We start from the raw sequence: 17,949 nt of genomic DNA on the forward strand, positions 1-17,949 counted from the left end.
CTTCGGTCTCGAGATGCAAAAAGGGCGGCTCCTGCGAGCCGCCCTTTCCGTTGTCGGATCGAACCGAACTTACCAGGGACGGAAGTTCAGGCCGAGGTAGAAGCGACGACCGTAGGGGTCGAAGTTCGAGTAGAGAGCATCGCCCAGCCAGGGGTTCTGCTCCTTGTTGAAGATGTTCGTCACACCAGCACGAACCGTGACTTCATCGTTCACCGAGTAACGGACCGAGAAGTCGTTACGAGCGAAGTTGCCCGTATCCAGCTTGTCGACCGGACGCGAGTCCGTGTTACCGCCGGCGACGAAGTCACGCATGAAGATGATGTTCTGCGCGGTCTGCCAGTCGGTGGTCCAGGTCATCGACAGGTCCGGGGTCGGCTGCCAGGTGAACCGGTTCGTCATGCGCACGCGCGGATAGTACAGCGCCGAAGCCGATTCCGTGAAGGTGTCCGGCGAGGTGAAGCTGTTGTAGTTCTTCTGCTCGATGAGCCACGAACCACCCAGATCCCAGGTGATCGAACCCCAGTCGCGACCGATGACGTCAGCCGTTTCGATGCCGTAGCGGGCCTTGAAGTCCAGACCGCGGACTTCACGACGTGCGTAGTTCAGCGGCACCTGGATGAAGCCGCCGACTGCGTCGCCGCTGGGGCGACCCACCTTGAAGGCTTCCGTGGCGTCAGCCGCGCCCGTTTCGCGGAAGATGCGCTCGCAGGCGAAGGTGTCCAGAGCCGGACCATCAACGCACTGGTTGGCCAGGATCTGAGCCGAAACCGACTGGATGACGTTCTCGATCTTGATCTCATAGTAGTCGAGAACGACCGAGAAGTTCGGGATGAAGCGCGGCTGCAGAACCGTCGAGAAGGTGAAGGATTCCGAGGTTTCCGGCTTCAGTTCCGGGTTGCCGCCGTTCACGCCGGCGATGCCCGACGAGTAGGTCGGCAGATAGGCGTTGGCCGCCGTGATGTCGGTCCAGTTGAACGACAGACCCTTGGCCGCAGCCAGCGCCTGACAGTTGGCGATGCGGTTGGCGCGCTCGTCGCCGGTACGCGCCGACGAGTTGATCTGACGCGTGTCGCAAGGATCGACGAAGCCGTTGGCGAACGTCTGGGTCAGCGGCGAGTTGGTTTCAGCCAGGTTCGGCGAACGGAACGAGGTGTTGAAGCTGGTCTTGAACGTGATGTCCTGGATCGGACGATAGATCAGGTTCACGCCATAGACGTCGCCCGTTCCGGCCTGCGAGTAGTCGAAGTAGCGGTAGGAACCGCTCAGTTCGGCGAACTCGCCCAGCCAGCTGTCACGCAGCAGGGGGATCGCGATTTCAGCGAAGGCTTCGTTGCTGTCGTACGAGGACGGCAGGAAGTCGCCGCCCGTGTTCAACTGCAGGTAACGACCCGCCGTAGAGTTGGTGCGGCCGAGGCCCTGAGCCTCTTCCTTGCGCCATTCGACGCCCACGGCGTAGCCCAGCGGACCGGCGCCCCAGAAGTCCCACAGCTGACCCGACTGCGAAGCGATGAAGTTCTGCTGACGGTTGCGCTCGTCCAGGAAGATCGACGCCGTGATGTAGTCGATGGCTTCGGCCGACTGGTTGCCGGCGCCGAAGACGTTCAGCGGAGCGCACTGGGCGACTTCCGGATCGGTCTTGGACAGGAACTCACGCTTGTCGTCCAGGTTGCCACTCCAGTTGTCGACCGGACGGCCTTGGGCGGCCAGCAGTTGGGCGCGGCAGACGATCTGGCCCGGCTTGCCGGCCACGATGCCCGCGCTGTCGACGACGGCGTCCAGCGCAAGCGCCGTCCGCAGCACGTCCATGCCGGTTTCCTGGTTGTAGTTGTCCATCTGCCCGAAGGTGTAGGACACGTCCCATCCGAAGTTGCGGATGAAGCCGACCTGGTCATAGCTGCCGTTCAGGGCCGCGACGTAGCGCTGAACCTGACGCGAGTTTTCCTGGGTGCGGTCGATGCCGAAGGCCTGGTGACGCGCGAAGTTGCGAACCGCCGTGCCGGTGACGACGCCCGGCGTCGTAGCCGTCGGCGAACCATAGGTGTTGACGACGTTGTTCTGCAGGGCGGCGCGCACGATGGCCGGCAGGAAGGCGTTGTCGTCGATACGCGTCGTGAAGGCCGACGAGCTCAACAGCGGCTGAACGGCGTTCGCCGTGTAGGTGTTCGAGATATAGACGTCGAAGAAGCTGGGCTGGGTGCGGATGAAGCTCTCTTCATCCACATACTTGGCTTCGACATAGGCGGTGACATTGTCGGTCACCTTGAAGTTGGCGCCGACCTGGAAGCGCGCCGACTCCGATTCCGGCGTCCGCGAGAAGCCCCCAAAAGTGGTGTTCGAGTTGTCGCCGTCGCCGCCGATGTTGAACGGGCGGTTGGTGCCGACCGCGCCGATACGCGTACCCATATTGACGAGGCGCGCCTGGCCGTTTTCGTACCAGTAGGTCTTGGCCGGATCGATGGCGAAGCAGGCGGCTGCGGTGAAGCTGGTGCAGTTGGCCAGCGGGATCAGCGGGTTCGAAGTCGCCGAAGGCTGCTGGCTGTTGGCCACGTTGGTGACGCCCCAGCGCGGACGACCGACGTAGCGCACGTCGTAGAACAGACCGTTGTCGTAGTTGCCGTCAGCAGCAGGGCCGATCGCCGGGTTGGTCGGATCCGCGTCCACGGCGACGACCGTGCGGCCGTCGCGCAGCCAGGCCAGGTCTTCACCCTCGACGTGGTCGATCTTCTCGTATTCAGCGAAGGCGTAGAGGTTCAGACGGTCGTCAAAGAAGTTCTTACCGATCAAGCCCGAGATGCGGCGCGTCAGCGGCGCGTCGAAGTCGTCGCCCGCGATCTGACCCACGTTGGCGTCGATCTCGAGGCCTTCGAAGTCCTTGCGCAGGTTGTAGTTCAGCACGCCCGAAACGGCGTCAGCGCCGTAAACCGACGAAGCGCCGCCGGTGATGATCTCGATGTTCTCGATCAGCAGGCGCGGAATGGTGTCGACGTCGACCAGCAGGCGGCCGACCTGAGCACCGACCTGACGGCGACCGTCGATCAGCGTCAGCACGCGGTCCGTGCCCAGCGTGCGCAGGTTGGCGGCCGAAACGCCGGCGATGTTCAGCGAACCGGTGGTGTCCGACGGAACCAGGGAGTTCGACAGGGCCGGAATGGTCGCCAGATAGTCGATGACGCTGGTCATGCCAGTGTCCATCAGCTGCTGCTGGCTCACTTGGATCAGCGGCGTCGGGGCGTTGACCGGGTCACGACGGATACGCGAACCCGTGACGACGATCTCGCCGACCTGGGTCGCCTGTTCGTTCACCTGAACAGGGGCGATCACAACCGGACGTTCTTCCGCCTGCTGGGCGAAGGCCGGAGCCGAAACGGCGATCAAGCCGGCCAGGACGGTCGTCCCGAATAGATAGTTGCGCTTCAAATGCATTTGGATTCTGGCCCCAACCTAAATTGAACTGCAGCACGGCGAAGACGCGCAGGCGTCCCCCCGACAGAAGTCCCCCTCTAATGCAAAATGAACCACGGACAAGCTTTGTGACCCAAATCGGGCCATTGAGCGTCAAACCTGTAACAATCAGGACACACCAAGGTCACATATGACCGAAACCTGTTCACTGAACGAAAATTGGCTCAAATTTCGATCAATTTGAGGCTTATTTTGCCTATAAATCGCCAATGGACGAAATTGTTCGTCTACACTCGCGTGACGACGATTGCGTAAATAGGTCCAAATTACGGCGTGAACGGCGCGTCAGCGCCGCCAAAGCGCTACAAGTTGTCGCGCAGCCAGCCGGCGGCGCGGGCCACCATGCCGCCGCGGTGCACCTTGGGGGCGTCGGCGGCGGTGATCTGACGGGACATCAGCTTGCGGGCGGAGACGGCCTCGCGCGGGCCGTAGGCGGCGCGCAGCAGGACGCCCGAGGCCGAGCAGAAGGCCGGACCGGACGCGGCGTCGGCCAGGTGGGGCGCGCGTTGCGGCTTGCCCAGACGGACCGGGCGGTCGAACACGCGCACGGCCAGTTCACGCACGCCGTTCAACTGGCTGGCGCCGCCGGTCAGGACGATGCCCGCGCCGGGGTCCATGCCGACGCCGGCGTGCTTCAGCCGGTCGCGCAGGAGCTCCAGCGTCTCCTCGACGCGCGGGGCGATGACGGTCTTCAGCATGGCGCGCGGGACGATGACGGGACCGGCGGACGGGTCCTCGCCGCGCGGCGGGGCCTCCAGCATCTCGCGGTCCTCGTTCGCCGAAGCCATGGCGGAGCCATGCAAGGTCTTCAGGCGCTCGGCGCCGACCTTGGAGGTCGACAGGCCGCGCGCGATGTCGGCGGTGACGTGATCGCCGCCGACGTTCAGCGATTCGATATGCAGCAGGCTGCGCCCGCCCCAGACCGCCGCCGAGGTCGAGCCGCCGCCCATGTCGATGCAGACGCTGCCCAGCTCCATCTCGTCCTCTTCCAGCGCGGCGAGCGAGGAGACGACGGGGGCGGCGGCGACGCCTTGCAGGTCGAGGTGGGCCAACTCCAAGCAGTGGCTGAGGGCACCGAAGGAGCCCTCGGACATGGAGACGACCAGCAGATCGAGGCCGAGCGAACCGCCGCGCATCGAGCGAGGGTCATGGACGCCGCGCGCCCCGTCCACCGACCAGGCGATGGGCAGGACGTGGATCGGGCGGCGGTTGGGCAGGCGGATCTGGGCCAGGGCCATGCCGATGGCGCGCGCCAGGTCGCTGTCGCTGATTGGATGGGCGCCGAGCGAAACGCGGGCCTGGACCCGGTGGCTGGCCATCTGGCCGATCGCCGTGGTGACGATGACGCCGGAGACGGGTGAACCGGCGGCGCGTTCCGCCCGCTCGACGGCGTGACCGATGGCCTGGGCCGCCTCGTCCATGTTGACGATGGCCCCGCCGCGCACGCCGCGCGACTGAACGTGGCTGGCCCCGGCGACGCGGATGGTGCGGTCGGCGTGGCGCACGCCCTCGGGCTTCATGATGAAGCAAGCGACCTTGGACTGGCCCAGGTCGAGCGCGGCCACGGCCGGAGCGCGCGGGGCGCCCTTGGCTTGGTCCGTGTTCGTGTCTCGGCTGCGTCCGGCCATGGTGCGTATCCTGAATAGTCGTGTCAGACGGCGCCTTCGGAGGGCCGGACGGCGACCTCCTCGGGCGTGCGGAGATCGACCCGGGCGAAGCCCAGATCGAGAAGGCGTTCGCGCTGATCCAGCGCGTCGAGGCGGATCAGGGCGCTGTCCTGATCGACGGCGGGCAGCTGGATCAGGCTGCCGTCCTTGAGGCGCAGGTCCCAGCGGCGCTCGTCCACCCGGACCAGGGCCTCGATGCGCGCCATAAGGCGCGGACGCTGGGCCAGCAGGGGCAGGATTTCAGACGCGGTCTGATCGGCGCCCTTGCCGACAACCAGCGGCAGCTTGGAATAGCGGCCGGCGTCGGCGCCCGGAATGACCTTGCCGCTGCTGTCGATGACATAGGCGTGGCCGCCCGTCTGCCAGACGGCCAGACGGTCGTGTTCCTTGACGTCGACGATCAGGGTGTCGGGCAACAGGCGCACCACGCGCGCCTCCTTGACCCAGCCCACGGCCTGCACCCGGTCGCGCACGGCGTTCAGATCCAGACTGACGATGGGCTGATCGGCGCTGACGCCGACGGCTTGCTGGATCGCCGCCCTGGCCTCGGGCGAGGCGCCGGTGACGTGAACCTGCTTGACCTTCAGGCCCATGCCCGAGGTGACGCTGTCGAACTTGTTGGAGACCGAGTTGGAAATGCGCTCGGCGCGCGCCCCGGTCGCCAGGACCCCGCCCAGCACCAAGACGCCCGCCACGATGGAGATTAGGACCGCGCGCGGCGACAAGTCCAACCGACCGATGGCGGCGACCTTGCCCGGCGTGGCCGGGGCGTTGCGGGAGCCCGGCCCCCGGCCCTTCGTCGCGCCCTGTCGCCGACCGCCGCGCACTACCGCGGGCATGAGGCGTCCTCCACCATCCACCGAACCAGATCACGATACGCCATCCCGACATAGGCCGCCTGCTCGGGACTGAGCGAGGTCGGCGTCATGCCGGGCTGGGTGTTGACCTCCAGAAGAACGAGAACGTCGTTAACATCGTCATAACGGAAGTCGGCTCGCGACACGCCGCGACAGCCCATGGCCGCGTGGGCCAGTTCGGACTGGCGCAGGGCCTTCTCGAAGACATGGGCGGGCAGTTCGGCGGGCAGGACGTGTTTGGAGCCGCCCTCGGCGTACTTGGCTTCATAGTCGTAGAAGCCCTTGGTCGGTGTGATGTCCGTAATGGTCAGGGCGCGCGGGCCGGTCGCCTCGCCCAGAACGGTGACGGCCAGCTCCTTGCCGCGAATGAAGGGCTCGACCATGACCAGGTCGCCATAGGTCCACTCCGGGGCGCCCACCTCGACAGGGGGAGATTCCGCGCTTTCGTGCACCACATAGACGCCGACCGAAGACCCCTCGGCGTTGGGCTTGATGACATAGGGCGGCGGGATGACGTGACCGCGCGCGACCTCATGCCGGTCGAACAGACCGCCGCCGGGCACGATGACGCCCGCCGCGCGCAGCACGGCCTTGGACTTGTCCTTGTCCATGGCCAGGGCCGAGGCCAGGACGCCGGAGTGGGTGTAGGGAATTTTCAGCGTCTCGAGGATGCCCTGAACGCAGCCGTCCTCGCCCCATTTGCCGTGCAGGGCGTTCAGGACGACGTCGGGTTTCAGGGCCGTCAGCACCTGGGCCAGATCGCGGCCAGCGTCGACGCGCGTGACCTTGGCGACCTGCCCTTCCAGGGCGTCGGCGCAGCCACGGCCCGAGGACAGCGAAACCTCGCGTTCCGACGACAGGCCGCCCATCAGGACAGCGACGTGAAGAGTGTTCAGGGGCGCGCGCATGGGACGATCCGACTACTAGCCCGCCCCTATGCCCTGAATACGGTTAACCGGTTGGAAACGATAGCGGGTCGGGTGACGAATTTAAGCGCCTTCCTTCTCCCCTTGAGGGAGAAGGTGGCTTGCGGAGCAAGACGGATGAGGGGTGCGCGGAAGCTGGGTTGTCGATTGGATGGAAATGTCGCGCCGACACCCCTCATCCGGCCCTGACGGGCCACCTTCTCCCTCAAGGGGAGAAGGGCTTTTACTTCCGCCCGATGCGCTTGATTTCCCAGTCCAGCTGGACGCCGGTCTTCTTTAGAACATCGGCGCGGACGGCTTCGCCCAGGCCCTCGATGTCGGCGGCGGTGGCTTCGCCCGGATTGATCATGAAGTTGGAATGCAGCTCGCTGAACTTGGCGCCACCGCCGGTCTCGGCGTGCAGCTTGCCGCGCCAGCCGGCCTCATCGACCAGTTTCCACGAGGAGTGACCCTCGGGGTTCTTGAAGGTCGAGCCGCCTGTCTTCTCGCGGATCGGCTGGGTCGTCTCGCGGCGGCTGGTGATCTCGTTGATGCGGGCGGTGACGGCCTCGGGCGCGTCGGGCGCGCCACGATAGGTCGCCTCCATCCAGATGACGCCCGCCGGGGCGTTGGAGTGGCGATAGGTGTAGCCGAAGTCGGCCAGAGCCAGCTCGATCCGCTCGCCCTGACGCGTCAGACCCCAGGCCGAGACCAGAACGTCCTTGGTCTCGGAACCATAGCAGCCCGCGTTCATGGTCAGGGCGCCGCCGATGGTGCCGGGAATGCCGGCGTAAAATTCCAGCCCGGCGATGCCTGCCTTGGCCGAAGCCTTGGCAACCATCGAGTCCAGCGCGCCCGCGCCAGCGGTGATGGTGTCGCCCTCGGTCGTGATGGCGGCGAAGGCGCGCCCGGCCAGACGGATCACAACGCCCTCGACCCCGCCGTCGCGCACGATCAGGTTGGAGCCGACGCCGATGATGGTGACTGGCACGGATTCCGGCAGGGCCTTGAGGAAGTCGGCCAGATCCTCGGCGTCCGCCGGGATGAACAGGGCGTCCGCCGCCCCGCCCACGCGAAACCAAGTGTAGGGCCCCAGCGGCTCGTTTAGCAGCAGCTTGCCGCGCACGGTCGGGAGATTATCGCGCCAGGACATCATTATTTCCGCTCATCCCCGCGGAGGCGGGGACCCAGTAAGAGCTACTGCGATGCCCGGTTGAGCATTTCCGCGCAAGACCCTGAGCGTCGCGGCTTGAGGCCAAAACACTGGGTCCCCGCCTCCGCGGGGATGAGCGGATGGTGGAAAGCCTCAGCCGAGGGCTTCGAGTTGCGCCGGCAGGGCGTAGGCCCAGCTGGTGATGTCGCCGGCGCCCAGCAGGACGACCAGATCGCCCGGCCTGGCCTCGTCCTTGATGACGCGCGGCAGGACAGCGGCGTTTTCCAGGGCGGCGACCTGACGGTGGCCATAGCGGCGGATGCCCTCGGCCAGGGCGTGCTTGTCGACGCCCTCGATCGGCTGCTCGCCCGCCGGATAGACGTCGGCGACCAGAACACTGTCGGCGTCGGCGAAGCAGGTCGAGAAGTCCTGCATCAGATCGCGCAGGCGGGTGTAGCGGTGCGGCTGGACCACGGCGATGACGCGGCCCGGATTGTCGGCCGACTGGACCACCTGACGGGCGGCTTTCAGCACGGCGGCGATCTCGACCGGGTGGTGGCCGTAGTCGTCGATGACGCGCACGCCGCCGACCACGCCCGTGGTGGTGAAGCGCCGCTTGACCCCGCCGAAGCCGGCCAGACCCTGACGGATGGAGTCGTCATCCACGCCCAGCTCGCGCGCCACGGCGATGGCGGCCAGAGAGTTGGACACATTGTGCCAGCCGGCCATGGGCAGATAGAGGCCCTCGATGCGGGTCGGCTCGTCCAGCGCGGCCAGACCCTGGCCCTGAATGACCACGTCGAAGCGCGAGCCGTCGGGCGACATCTGCACGTTCTCGGCGCGCACCATGGCCTGGGGGTTCAGGCCGTAGGTGACCAGACGGCGGTTATCGATCTGGGCCGCCAGCTTCTGCACCTCGGGGTGGTCCAGACAGACCACGCCGAAGCCGTAGAAGGGAATATCCTCGATGAAGTCGCAGAAAGCCTTCTTGACCGCGTCAAAGTCGCCGTAGTGGTCCAGGTGTTCCGGGTCGATGTTGGTGATGACCGCGACCGTGCACTTCAGGCGCAGGAAGGAGCCGTCGCTCTCGTCGGCCTCGACCACGATCCAGTCGCCCTCACCCACCTTGGCGTTGGTGCCATAGGCGTTGATGATGCCGCCGTTGACCACCGTCGGGTCCAGCGAACCGGCGTCCAGCAGGGCCGCGACCATCGAGGTCGTCGTCGTCTTGCCGTGGGTGCCGCCGACGCCGACCGAGAATTGCAGGCGCATCAGCTCGGCCAGCATCTCGGCGCGGCGCACCAGGGGAATGCGACGCTCGCGCGCCACGACCAGCTCCGGGTTCGTCGCCTTGACCGCCGTGGAATAGACCACCGCCGAGACGCCCTCGGTCACATGGGCGGCGTCGTGGCCGATGTAGATGCGGGCGCCCAGCTTCTCGAGCCGCTCGGTGTTGGCGCTGGCCTTAGCGTCCGAACCGGACACCTGATAGCCGATCTTCAGCATGATCTCGGCGATGCCGCTCATGCCGATGCCGCCGATGCCGACGAAGTGGACAGGCCCGAGGGCGAACGGAACGGGGCGAAGGCGTGCGATCATCCTCGCCTCATAGCTCAGACGGGATGCGATTTGCACCATCTTTGCCTGTCGTCCGCGCGGGCAAAGGATTCTCTCGATCTGTCGGGATCTTAAGTTTGGTTACTCCGCCTTAACCGTAAGGATTCACCATAAGCCCCTCATCTGTCCGGGGCCGCTTTTCCATGTCCGAGTTGAAGACCGACGTCATCCTGCGTGGCGACTGCATCGAGGTGCTGAAGGGCCTGCCGGACAAGTCGGTGGACATGGTCTTCGCCGATCCGCCCTATAACCTGCAGCTGGGCGGCGATCTGCTGCGTCCCGACAACTCCAAGGTCGACGCGGTCGACGACGAGTGGGACAAGTTCGACAGCTTCGCCGCCTATGACGCCTTTACCCGCGCCTGGCTGGGCGAGTGCCGCCGGGTGCTGAAGGACGAGGGCTCGCTCTGGGTCATCGGCAGCTATCACAACATCTTCCGCCTCGGTTCGGCGATGCAGGACCTGGGCTTCTGGGTGCTGAACGACATCATCTGGCGCAAGTCCAACCCCATGCCGAACTTCAAGGGCACGCGCTTCACCAATGCGCACGAGACCCTGATCTGGGCCGCCAAGTCGCGCGAGCAGAAGCGCTACACCTTCAACTACGATGCGCTGAAGGCCTTCAACGAAGACACCCAGATGCGCTCGGACTGGACCCTGGCCCTGTGCACCGGCAACGAGCGCCTGAAGGACGAGAACGGCGACAAGGCCCACCCGACGCAGAAGCCCGAGGCCCTGCTGCACCGGGTGCTGCTGTCGGCCAGCCGCGTCGGCGACGTGGTGCTGGACCCCTTCTTCGGCACCGGCACCACCGGGGCCGCAGCCAAGCGCCTGGGCCGTCACTTCATTGGCATCGAACGCGACGAGACCTACGCCAAACTGGCCGAGAAGCGCATCAAGGCGGTCATCCCCGCCGCGCCCGAGGACTTGGTCGTCACCGGTTCCAAGAAGGCCGAACCCAAGGTGCCGTTCGGCGCCCTGGTCGAAGCCGGGCTGCTGGCCCCGGGCGACAAACTGTATTGCCCCAAGGGCGACCATGAGGCCCGCGTGCGCGCCGACGGCTCGCTGGTGTCCGGCTCCATGACCGGCTCGATCCACAAGCTGGGCGCCCTGCTGGAAAACGCCCCGGCCTGCAACGGCTGGACCTACTGGCGCTTCAAGACCGACACGGGCCTGCGCCCCATCGACGCCCTGCGCGCCGAGATCCGCGCCGGGATGCAGTAGGCGCAAGTCACTGTAAAGCTTTCGACTATCGTTTCAGCCAAGCTGGAACCCCGGTCATTGACCCGTGTTGACGATTCCAGTGCGCCAGCGGGGGCGCGGGAGTCGGATGATGAAGATCGCCCAGGTCACGCCCCTCTACGAGGCGGTGCCGCCGCGCCTTTACGGCGGCACCGAGCGGGTCGTCGCCCACCTGACCGACGCCCTGGTCGAACTGGGCCATGAGGTGACCCTGTTCGCCAGCGCCGAAGCCGAGACGCGGGCGCGGCTGATCCCGGTGCGCGATCAGGCCATCCGTCTGGACCCTGAGCCGCTGAAGTCCGACCTGGCCGCCCACATGACCATGCTGGCCGAGGTGCTGGATCGCGCCGACGACTTCGACGTCATCCACTTCCACACCGACATGGTCCACTTCCCCTTCTTCCGCGACCTGGCGGACAAGACCCTGACGACCCTGCACGGGCGCCTCGACCTGAAGGACCTGCCCGAGGTCTATGCTCAGTGGTCAGAGTTCGGCCTGGTCTCCATCTCCGACGATCAGCGCCGCCCTCTGCCCGCCGCCAACTGGAAGGCGACGGTGCATCACGGGATGCCCGGGGACCTCTATCGTTTCTCGCCGAAGTCGGAGGGCTACCTGGCCTTCCTCGGCCGCATCTCGCCCGAGAAGCGCCCGGACCGGGCCATCGAGATCGCCACGCGTCTGGGCAAGCCGCTGAAGATCGCGGCCAAGGTCGACGCCGCCGACGCGGCCTATTGGGAGACGGTCATCAGGCCCCTGGTCGAGGGCAATCCCCTGATCGAGTTCGTCGGCGAGATCGGCGACGCGCATAAGTCGGCCTTCCTGGGCGGAGCCGGAGCCCTGTTGTTCCCCATCGACTGGCCCGAGCCCTTCGGCCTGGTGATGATCGAGGCCATGGCCTGCGGCACGCCGGTCGTCGCCTTCCGCTGCGGCTCGACGCCCGAGATCATCGAAGACGGGGCCACCGGCTTCCTGGTGGATACGATGGATCAGGCCGTGGCCGCCGCAGGGCGGGCGCAGGCGCTGGACCGCGAGGCGATCCGGGCGCGGTTCGACCTGCGCTTCTCGGCCACGGCCATGGCCCGGCGCTATCTCGACGTCTACGGCGACCTTCTGGCCCGGCGACCCTATGCCGCCCATGTGCTGGACGCAGCGCGGCCCAGGGTTCGTATCGCCGGCGAGGATCACAGCTTCGCCGCCCTCGGCTGAACCCTTCGCCCGTTCGGCCATTTCCTTCAGGGGCGGCTGAGCGACCTTCGTCAGAAGCGAGGCAGACCATGGACGACGCCTATTCGGTCCAGACTACCGCCGCCGACAACAGCGATCAGGACGGCCTCGAGACCTTGATGGCGCTCAAGGACGCCGACACCTTTCTGGTGGCGGACCACTGGGGCGACGTCAAAAGCGGGGCCGACGGCCTGTTCGATCGGGACACGCGGTTGCTGTCGCACTTCGTCCTGACCGTGGGGCGGGCGCGACCGTCGCGACTCAGTTCCGGCGTGACCGAGGACAATGTCTTCTTCACCTGCCATTCGACCAACCGACCCCTGCCGCCCATGGGCGGGCGCTCAGCCCCGGCGGGGGTGCTGCATCTGGAGCGGCGGCGCTTCCTCTGGGACAAGAGGCTGTTCGAACGGGTGCGGATGGTCAACCACGGCATCGAAGACATCCTGTTGCCGCTGTCGTTCGAGTTCGGAGCCGATTTCGCCGACATCTTCCAGGTGCGCGGCACGCCCCGCCTGACGCGCGGCGAGGTCCACGCCCCGGTCATGGACGGCCGCCGCGTCAGCTTCAGCTACACCGGACTGGATCAGGTGCTGCGGACCAGTTGCCTGGCCTTTTCCGAGCCGCCTGCCCGCCTCAGCGCCAACCGGGCCGAGTTCATGTTCAGCCTGCCCAAGGGCAGGAAGCTGGACCTCTATGTTGAATGCGGCCTGGATGCCTGCGACGCCCCCGATCAGGAGCGCTGGCGCTGGAATTCCATCCAGGCCCGCCTGGCCATGCGCCGACGGATGCGGCGCGGGGCCAGCGTCCAGGCGGCGCGCAACCCGCGCGTCAACGACTGGCTGCGGCAGTCGCGAACGGACGTGGCCCTTTTGACCACCGACCTGCCGACCGGCGCCTACCCCTATGCCGGGGTGCCCTGGTTCTCGACCCCGTTCGGGCGCGACGGCATCATCACCGCCTGGCAAATGCTGTGGATCGACCCCAGCCTGGCCAAGGGGGTGCTGACCTATCTGGCGGCGCGGCAGGCGACGGAGTTCAACCCCTTCATGGACTCCGCCCCCGGCAAGATCATGCATGAAACCCGCGGCGGTGAGATGAGCGCCCTCGGCGAGGTGCCCTTCGGCCTCTACTACGGCGGGGTCGACACCACCTGCCTGTTCATCGCCCTGGCCGGCGCCTACGCCAAACGCACCAACGACTATGGGACCATCCGCGCCCTGTGGCCGAACCTGATCGCGGCGGCGGGCTGGATGAGCGACTATGGCGACAGCAATGGCGACGGTCTGATCGACTACGCTCGCGCCGCCGAGACTGGCCTGTCCAACCAGGGCTGGAAGGATAGCGAGGACTCCATCTTCGACCTGGACGGCCGCTTCCCCAAGGGCCCTGTCGCCCTGCTCGAGGTCCAGGGCTACGCCTTCGCCGCGTGGAAGGCCCTTGCGGAAATCGGCGCCCGCCTGGGCGATGACCGCGCCGAACAGTGGCGGGCGCGAGCCGAGGCCGTCCGAACCTTGGTCGAGGAGCGGTTCTGGATGGAGGACCAGAACTTCTACGCCGTGGCCCTGGACGGCGACGGGCGGCAGATGCGGGCGATCGGCTCCAACGCCGGGCACCTGTTGTTCAGCGGCCTGCCGTCGCCTGAGCGCGCCCGGCAGGTGACGCGGCGGATGCTGACGGCGGAGTTCCGTTCAGGCTGGGGCCTGCGGACCCTGGCCAAGGGTCAGGCCCGCTTCAATCCCATGAGCTATCACAACGGCTCGGTCTGGCCGCATGACACGGCCATGGCGGCGGCGGGCATGGCTCGCTACGGCGAACGACAGGCTGTCTCCATGCTGCTGGGCGAGGTCTTTGGCGCGGCGGCCCATTTCCAGTTGCGTCTGCCGGAACTGTTCTGCGGCTTCGTGCGCGAGACGGGCGAGCCGCCCATCGCCTATCCGGTCGCCTGCCTGCCCCAGGCCTGGGCGGCGGGGTCTGTCTTCCTGATGCTAAAGGCCGTGCTGGGCGTGTCGGTCAACGCCGCCGAGGGGCTGGTCGAGGTGTCCAACCCCGCCATGCCGACAGGGCTTCATCAGATGTCGATCCTGGACCTCGAGGTCGGCGACAGCGCCATCGACCTGACCTTCCAGAGATTGAACAACCACGTCGTCGTCATCCCGCGCGAGCGGCGGGGCACGGTCAACCTGAGGGTGACGGGCTAGGCCGCCATTCCGCGCTCCAGCGCCTTGCGGAACACGGTCGGCAGGGCAGCCAGAGCCTCGTTCGCCTCGGTCCACAGGAAGTCGCCATCGCCCGCCCCGACATGGACGGTCAGGGTCAGGCTGAAGTGGGTGAAGACGTGCTCAACCGCCCCCGCCTCGGTCCAGGCACCGGCGACAGGGGCCTGAAATATGGGGGCCGCGCTCCAGTCCGAGGTCGGCAGACCAAGCATGCCGCCGAGCAAGCCCTTGTCCGGTCGGCGCACCAGACCAACCCGGCCCGCGCCGTCGCGCAGGACGAAGGCGTGGCCGTGGCGGTGCGGGCGCTCGGCCTTCTTGGTCTTCAACGGATAGCGGGCAGGCGCCCCGGTCTTCTGCCCCTCGCAACCGAAGGCCAGAGGGCAGACCTCGCACGACGGCGACTTGGGCCGACAGACGCCCGAGCCCAGATCCATCAAGGCCTGGGGCCAGTCGCCGGGCCGATCGTCGCTGACGAACAGGGCCGCCAGCCGCTTCAACTCGGGTCGCGCGGCGGGCAAAGGCGCCTCCAGCGCGAACAGCCGACTCATGACCCGCTCCACATTGCCGTCCACGACATTGGCCGGCCGGTCAAAGGCGATGGCGGCCACGGCGGCGGCGGTGTAGGCCCCCACCCCCGGCAGGGCCAGCAGGGCCGCCTCGGTATCGGGAAACACGCCGCCATGATCGCTGGCCACCGCTCGCGCGCAGGCCAGCAGGTTGCGGGCGCGGGCGTAGTAGCCCAACCCCGCCCAGGCGGCCATCAGCTCGGAATCCTCGACCGCCGCCAGATCGCCGACCGTCGGCCAGCGCGCCGTGAAGCGCTCGAAATAGGGGGCGGCGTGCGGCACCGTCGTCTGTTGCAGCATGACCTCGGACAACCAGACCCGGTAGGGGTCGGTGCGGGTCCCCGACCCCGGCGGCGCACGCCACGGCAGGGTCCGCGCATGGGCGTCGTACCAATCGAGCAGGGCGGCGCGGAGGGAGGGGACGTCGGGCATGGGTCGCGGTATATAGGACGAATGCGTCGTCCTCTGCCCACTGAAAGCGAAGCCCGCGAAATCCTGGCCCGACGCCGGACGCGCCCGCAGTTGCGCCCGCCGCCCCCGGCCGGTCGCTCGCTGGCCCCGCTGATCAAGAAGCTGGACGCCCAGTTCGGACGCGGCGCCGGCGCCCTGGAGCCGCGCTGGATCGAGATCGTCGGCGAGCGACTGGCCCGCGTCACCCGCCCGCAGAAGCTGACCAAGGGCCGCGGCGGCGCGGGCGGCACGCTGGAGCTGCGCGTGGCAGGCCCCGCCGCCCTGCTGGTCCAGCATCAGTCCGAAGACATCATCCAACGCGTGAACCTGTTCCTCGGCGCCGGATCGGTCGAGAAGCTGCGCATCGCCCAGGGACCGGTGAAGCCCCTGCCCGTGGCGGGCGCCAAGCCCCGTGCGCGCGGCAAGGTGGTCCTGCCGCCCCTGCCCGCCTCGGTCGAAGCCGAACTGGCCGCCGCTGTCGAGGACGCGCCCGACAGCCTGAAAGCCGCCCTGCGTAAACTGGGTCGGGCCGTGCTGTCGCAGCCTCCTGAAAACGAGCGCCGTTGACAAACCTTCGCCGCACCTGTTCTCGACAAGTATGCGGATCGCGCGCGCCCTAGGGAATCGCGCCATCCTTCCGAGTCACATTTCGCCCAAGGACGCCCCATGGCTACGTTCCGTTACGCTTCGATGAGCCGCCGCGCGGCCCTGACCGCCGCCGCCCTGGCCGCCATGGCCACGGTCGCCGGCTGCACCGCCAAGTCGGGCGGCGCCGCGCAGGGCGACATGAGCGTCGGCGCGGGCGAAGACGCCAAGGTCACGGTCGTGGAATACGCCTCGGTCACCTGTGGTCACTGCGCCGTCTGGAACGAGGAAGTCTGGCCCGAATTCAAGACGAAGTACGTGGACACCAAGAAGGTGCGCTACGTCTTCCGCGAGTTCCCGACCCCGCCGCAGGACATCGCCGTCGCCGGCTTCCTGATCGCGCGCTGCGCCGGCCCGGACAAGTATTTCGACGTCGTCCACGACATCATGGCCAGCCAGAAGGAATGGATGGCGGGCGTGGCCCCGCGCACCACCCTGTTCCGCGCCGCCGCCGCCGCTGGCCTGAGCCAGGAACAGACCGAGGCCTGCATCAGCGACAAGGCCGCCATCGAAGAGATGAGCAACCGCATCAAGGCCGGCATCGACGCCGGCGTGACCGGCACGCCGACCTTCCTCGTCAACGGCACCAAGGTGCTGGACAGCTCGATGTCGGGCCTGTCGGAAGCCATCGACGCGGAACTGGCCAAGAAATAACTCCAACCAGGCGGGGGCGTGGACATGTTGAGGAAGCTGATCGGGGCTGCGACCCTGAGCGCCGTACTGGCGCTGACGGCCTGTAGCGGCAAGGATACGGCCCCCGCCGAGGGCGACATGGCTCTGGGCGCGCCCGAGGGCGCCAAGGTGACGGTGGTCGAATACGCCTCCGTCACCTGCTCCGGCTGCGCCGCCTGGAACGAGCAGGTCTGGCCCCAATTCAAGGCCAAGTACGTGGACACCGGCAAGGTGCGCTACGTCTTCCGCGAGTTCCCCACCCCGCCCCAGGACGTGGCCGTCGCCGGCTTCCTGCTGGCGCGCTGCGCGGGCGAGGACAAGTACTTCCACGTGATCGACCAGATCATGCGGTCCCTGCCCGAACTGCATTCCGGCACCCCGCCGCGCGACATCCTGCTGCGCACCGCGCGCGAGGCCGGGCTGAGCGAGGCCCAGTTCCAGACCTGCGTCGCCGACCCGGCCGGCGTGGCCGCAATAGAGAAACGCATCAAGGCGGCCCAGGATGCGGGCGTGACCGGCACGCCGACCTTCATGATCAACGGCGAGGTCGTGGCCGATCGCTCGCTGGACGGCCTGTCGCAACGGATCGACCCTCTTTTGAGCGCGAAATGACCATGAAGACCCTGTGGCGCACCCTGCCCCTGACGGCAGCCCTGACCTTGGCGGCCCTGCCCGTCGTCGCCGCCGAAACCTCGCCCACCGCCGCGACCGCGACGACGACCGTCGCCGCTGTGCCGGCCGTGACCGCCGCCGACCGCGTCCTGGGCCGCGCCGACGCCCCGGTGACCGTGATCGAGTACGCCTCCTTCACCTGCAGCCACTGCGCCGACTGGACCAACGACGTCCTGCCGACCTTCAAGGCCCGCTATATCGACACCGGCAAGGTCAAGCTGGTGTTCCGCGACATGCCGACCCAACCCGCTCAGATCGCCGCCACCGCCGCCGCCATCGGCCGCTGCGCCGCGCCGGGCAGGTTCTTCGACGTGGCCCATCACTTCATGGCGGGCCAGGCCGCCGCCTTCGCCAGCGGCAACGCCCGGCAATGGTACATGGGCGCCATCGGCGTCAGCGGCCGCACCCAGGCCCAGGTCGAAGCCTGCCTGGCCGACCCCGCCACAGGCCAGGCTCTGCAACACGACATCGAGACCGCCGTGGCCGCTGGGGTCGATGGCACCCCGACCTTCTTCGTCAACGGTCGTCGCACCCTGGATCATTCTCTGGAAACCCTGTCGGCAGCCATAGACCCGCTGCTCAAGGGGCGCTAAGCCCCCGC

Annotated in this window: 14 protein-coding genes; 7 read left to right on the plus strand and 7 right to left on the minus strand. The window is 67.3% G+C overall.

What is annotated here, in order from left to right; translation table 11 throughout:
• Positions 1–69: 69 nt before the first annotated feature.
• The 6 genes from RTY13_RS14900 to murC all read right to left on the minus strand — a co-directional run bounded on the left by RTY13_RS14900 (position 70) and on the right by murC (position 9,643).
• Positions 70–3,423, minus strand: coding sequence for a TonB-dependent receptor domain-containing protein (locus tag RTY13_RS14900; protein ID WP_312784574.1), 3,354 nt, complete (start codon positions 3,421–3,423; stop codon positions 70–72).
• A gap of 341 nt (positions 3,424–3,764) precedes the next feature.
• Positions 3,765–5,090 (minus strand): cell division protein FtsA, encoded by a 1,326-nt coding sequence (gene ftsA, locus RTY13_RS14905; protein WP_312784575.1) that lies wholly within the window; start codon positions 5,088–5,090, stop codon positions 3,765–3,767.
• Between the two features lie 23 nt (positions 5,091–5,113).
• Positions 5,114–5,968, minus strand: coding sequence for a cell division protein FtsQ/DivIB (locus RTY13_RS14910; protein ID WP_312784577.1), 855 nt, complete (start codon positions 5,966–5,968; stop codon positions 5,114–5,116).
• Positions 5,956–6,894 (minus strand): D-alanine--D-alanine ligase, encoded by a 939-nt coding sequence (locus tag RTY13_RS14915; RefSeq protein ID WP_312784579.1) that lies wholly within the window; start codon positions 6,892–6,894, stop codon positions 5,956–5,958. The genes RTY13_RS14910 and RTY13_RS14915 overlap by 13 nt, the downstream gene beginning before the upstream one ends.
• A gap of 241 nt (positions 6,895–7,135) precedes the next feature.
• Positions 7,136–8,044, minus strand: coding sequence for a UDP-N-acetylmuramate dehydrogenase (murB, locus tag RTY13_RS14920; RefSeq protein WP_312784581.1), 909 nt, complete (start codon positions 8,042–8,044; stop codon positions 7,136–7,138).
• A gap of 153 nt (positions 8,045–8,197) precedes the next feature.
• A complete protein-coding gene (gene murC / locus RTY13_RS14925) occupies positions 8,198–9,643 on the minus strand; it encodes a UDP-N-acetylmuramate--L-alanine ligase (RefSeq protein ID WP_312784583.1) in 1,446 nt (481 codons plus the stop codon).
• Positions 9,644–9,804: 161 nt separating this feature from the next.
• On the opposite strand from murC, the gene RTY13_RS14930 reads away from it, so the two are divergent.
• The 3 genes from RTY13_RS14930 to RTY13_RS14940 all read left to right on the plus strand — a co-directional run bounded on the left by RTY13_RS14930 (position 9,805) and on the right by RTY13_RS14940 (position 14,325).
• Positions 9,805–10,884: a site-specific DNA-methyltransferase gene (locus RTY13_RS14930; protein ID WP_312784585.1), complete on the plus strand. Its 1,080-nt coding sequence runs from the start codon at positions 9,805–9,807 to the stop codon at positions 10,882–10,884.
• A gap of 109 nt (positions 10,885–10,993) precedes the next feature.
• Positions 10,994–12,109, plus strand: coding sequence for a glycosyltransferase family 4 protein (locus RTY13_RS14935; RefSeq protein ID WP_312784587.1), 1,116 nt, complete (start codon positions 10,994–10,996; stop codon positions 12,107–12,109).
• A gap of 68 nt (positions 12,110–12,177) precedes the next feature.
• Entirely contained in the window at positions 12,178–14,325 is a 2,148-nt protein-coding gene (locus tag RTY13_RS14940) for a glycogen debranching N-terminal domain-containing protein (RefSeq protein WP_312784589.1), read from the plus strand.
• On the opposite strand, the gene mutY is transcribed toward RTY13_RS14940, so the two are convergent.
• Positions 14,322–15,341 carry an A/G-specific adenine glycosylase gene (gene mutY / locus RTY13_RS14945; RefSeq protein WP_312784591.1) on the minus strand — a complete coding sequence of 340 codons (1,020 nt, stop codon included), beginning with the start codon at positions 15,339–15,341 and terminating at the stop codon, positions 14,322–14,324. The genes RTY13_RS14940 and mutY overlap by 4 nt on opposite strands.
• A 21-nt stretch (positions 15,342–15,362) precedes the next feature.
• On the opposite strand from mutY, the gene RTY13_RS14950 reads away from it, so the two are divergent.
• From RTY13_RS14950 to RTY13_RS14965, 4 genes are all read left to right on the plus strand, one after another.
• A complete protein-coding gene (locus RTY13_RS14950; RefSeq protein ID WP_312784593.1) occupies positions 15,363–15,926 on the plus strand; it encodes a DciA family protein in 564 nt (187 codons plus the stop codon).
• A gap of 99 nt (positions 15,927–16,025) precedes the next feature.
• Positions 16,026–16,658: a DsbA family protein gene (locus tag RTY13_RS14955; protein WP_312784594.1), complete on the plus strand. Its 633-nt coding sequence runs from the start codon at positions 16,026–16,028 to the stop codon at positions 16,656–16,658.
• Positions 16,659–16,682: 24 nt separating this feature from the next.
• A complete protein-coding gene (locus RTY13_RS14960) occupies positions 16,683–17,288 on the plus strand; it encodes a DsbA family protein (protein WP_312784596.1) in 606 nt (201 codons plus the stop codon).
• A complete protein-coding gene (locus RTY13_RS14965; protein ID WP_312784598.1) occupies positions 17,285–17,941 on the plus strand; it encodes a thioredoxin domain-containing protein in 657 nt (218 codons plus the stop codon). Before RTY13_RS14960 ends, RTY13_RS14965 begins: the two co-directional genes overlap by 4 nt.
• Positions 17,942–17,949 lie beyond the last annotated feature (8 nt).

The sequence above is a fragment of the Brevundimonas sp. genome, assembly GCF_032055285.1.
In the GTDB taxonomy this organism is placed as follows: Bacteria; Pseudomonadota; Alphaproteobacteria; order Caulobacterales; family Caulobacteraceae; genus Brevundimonas.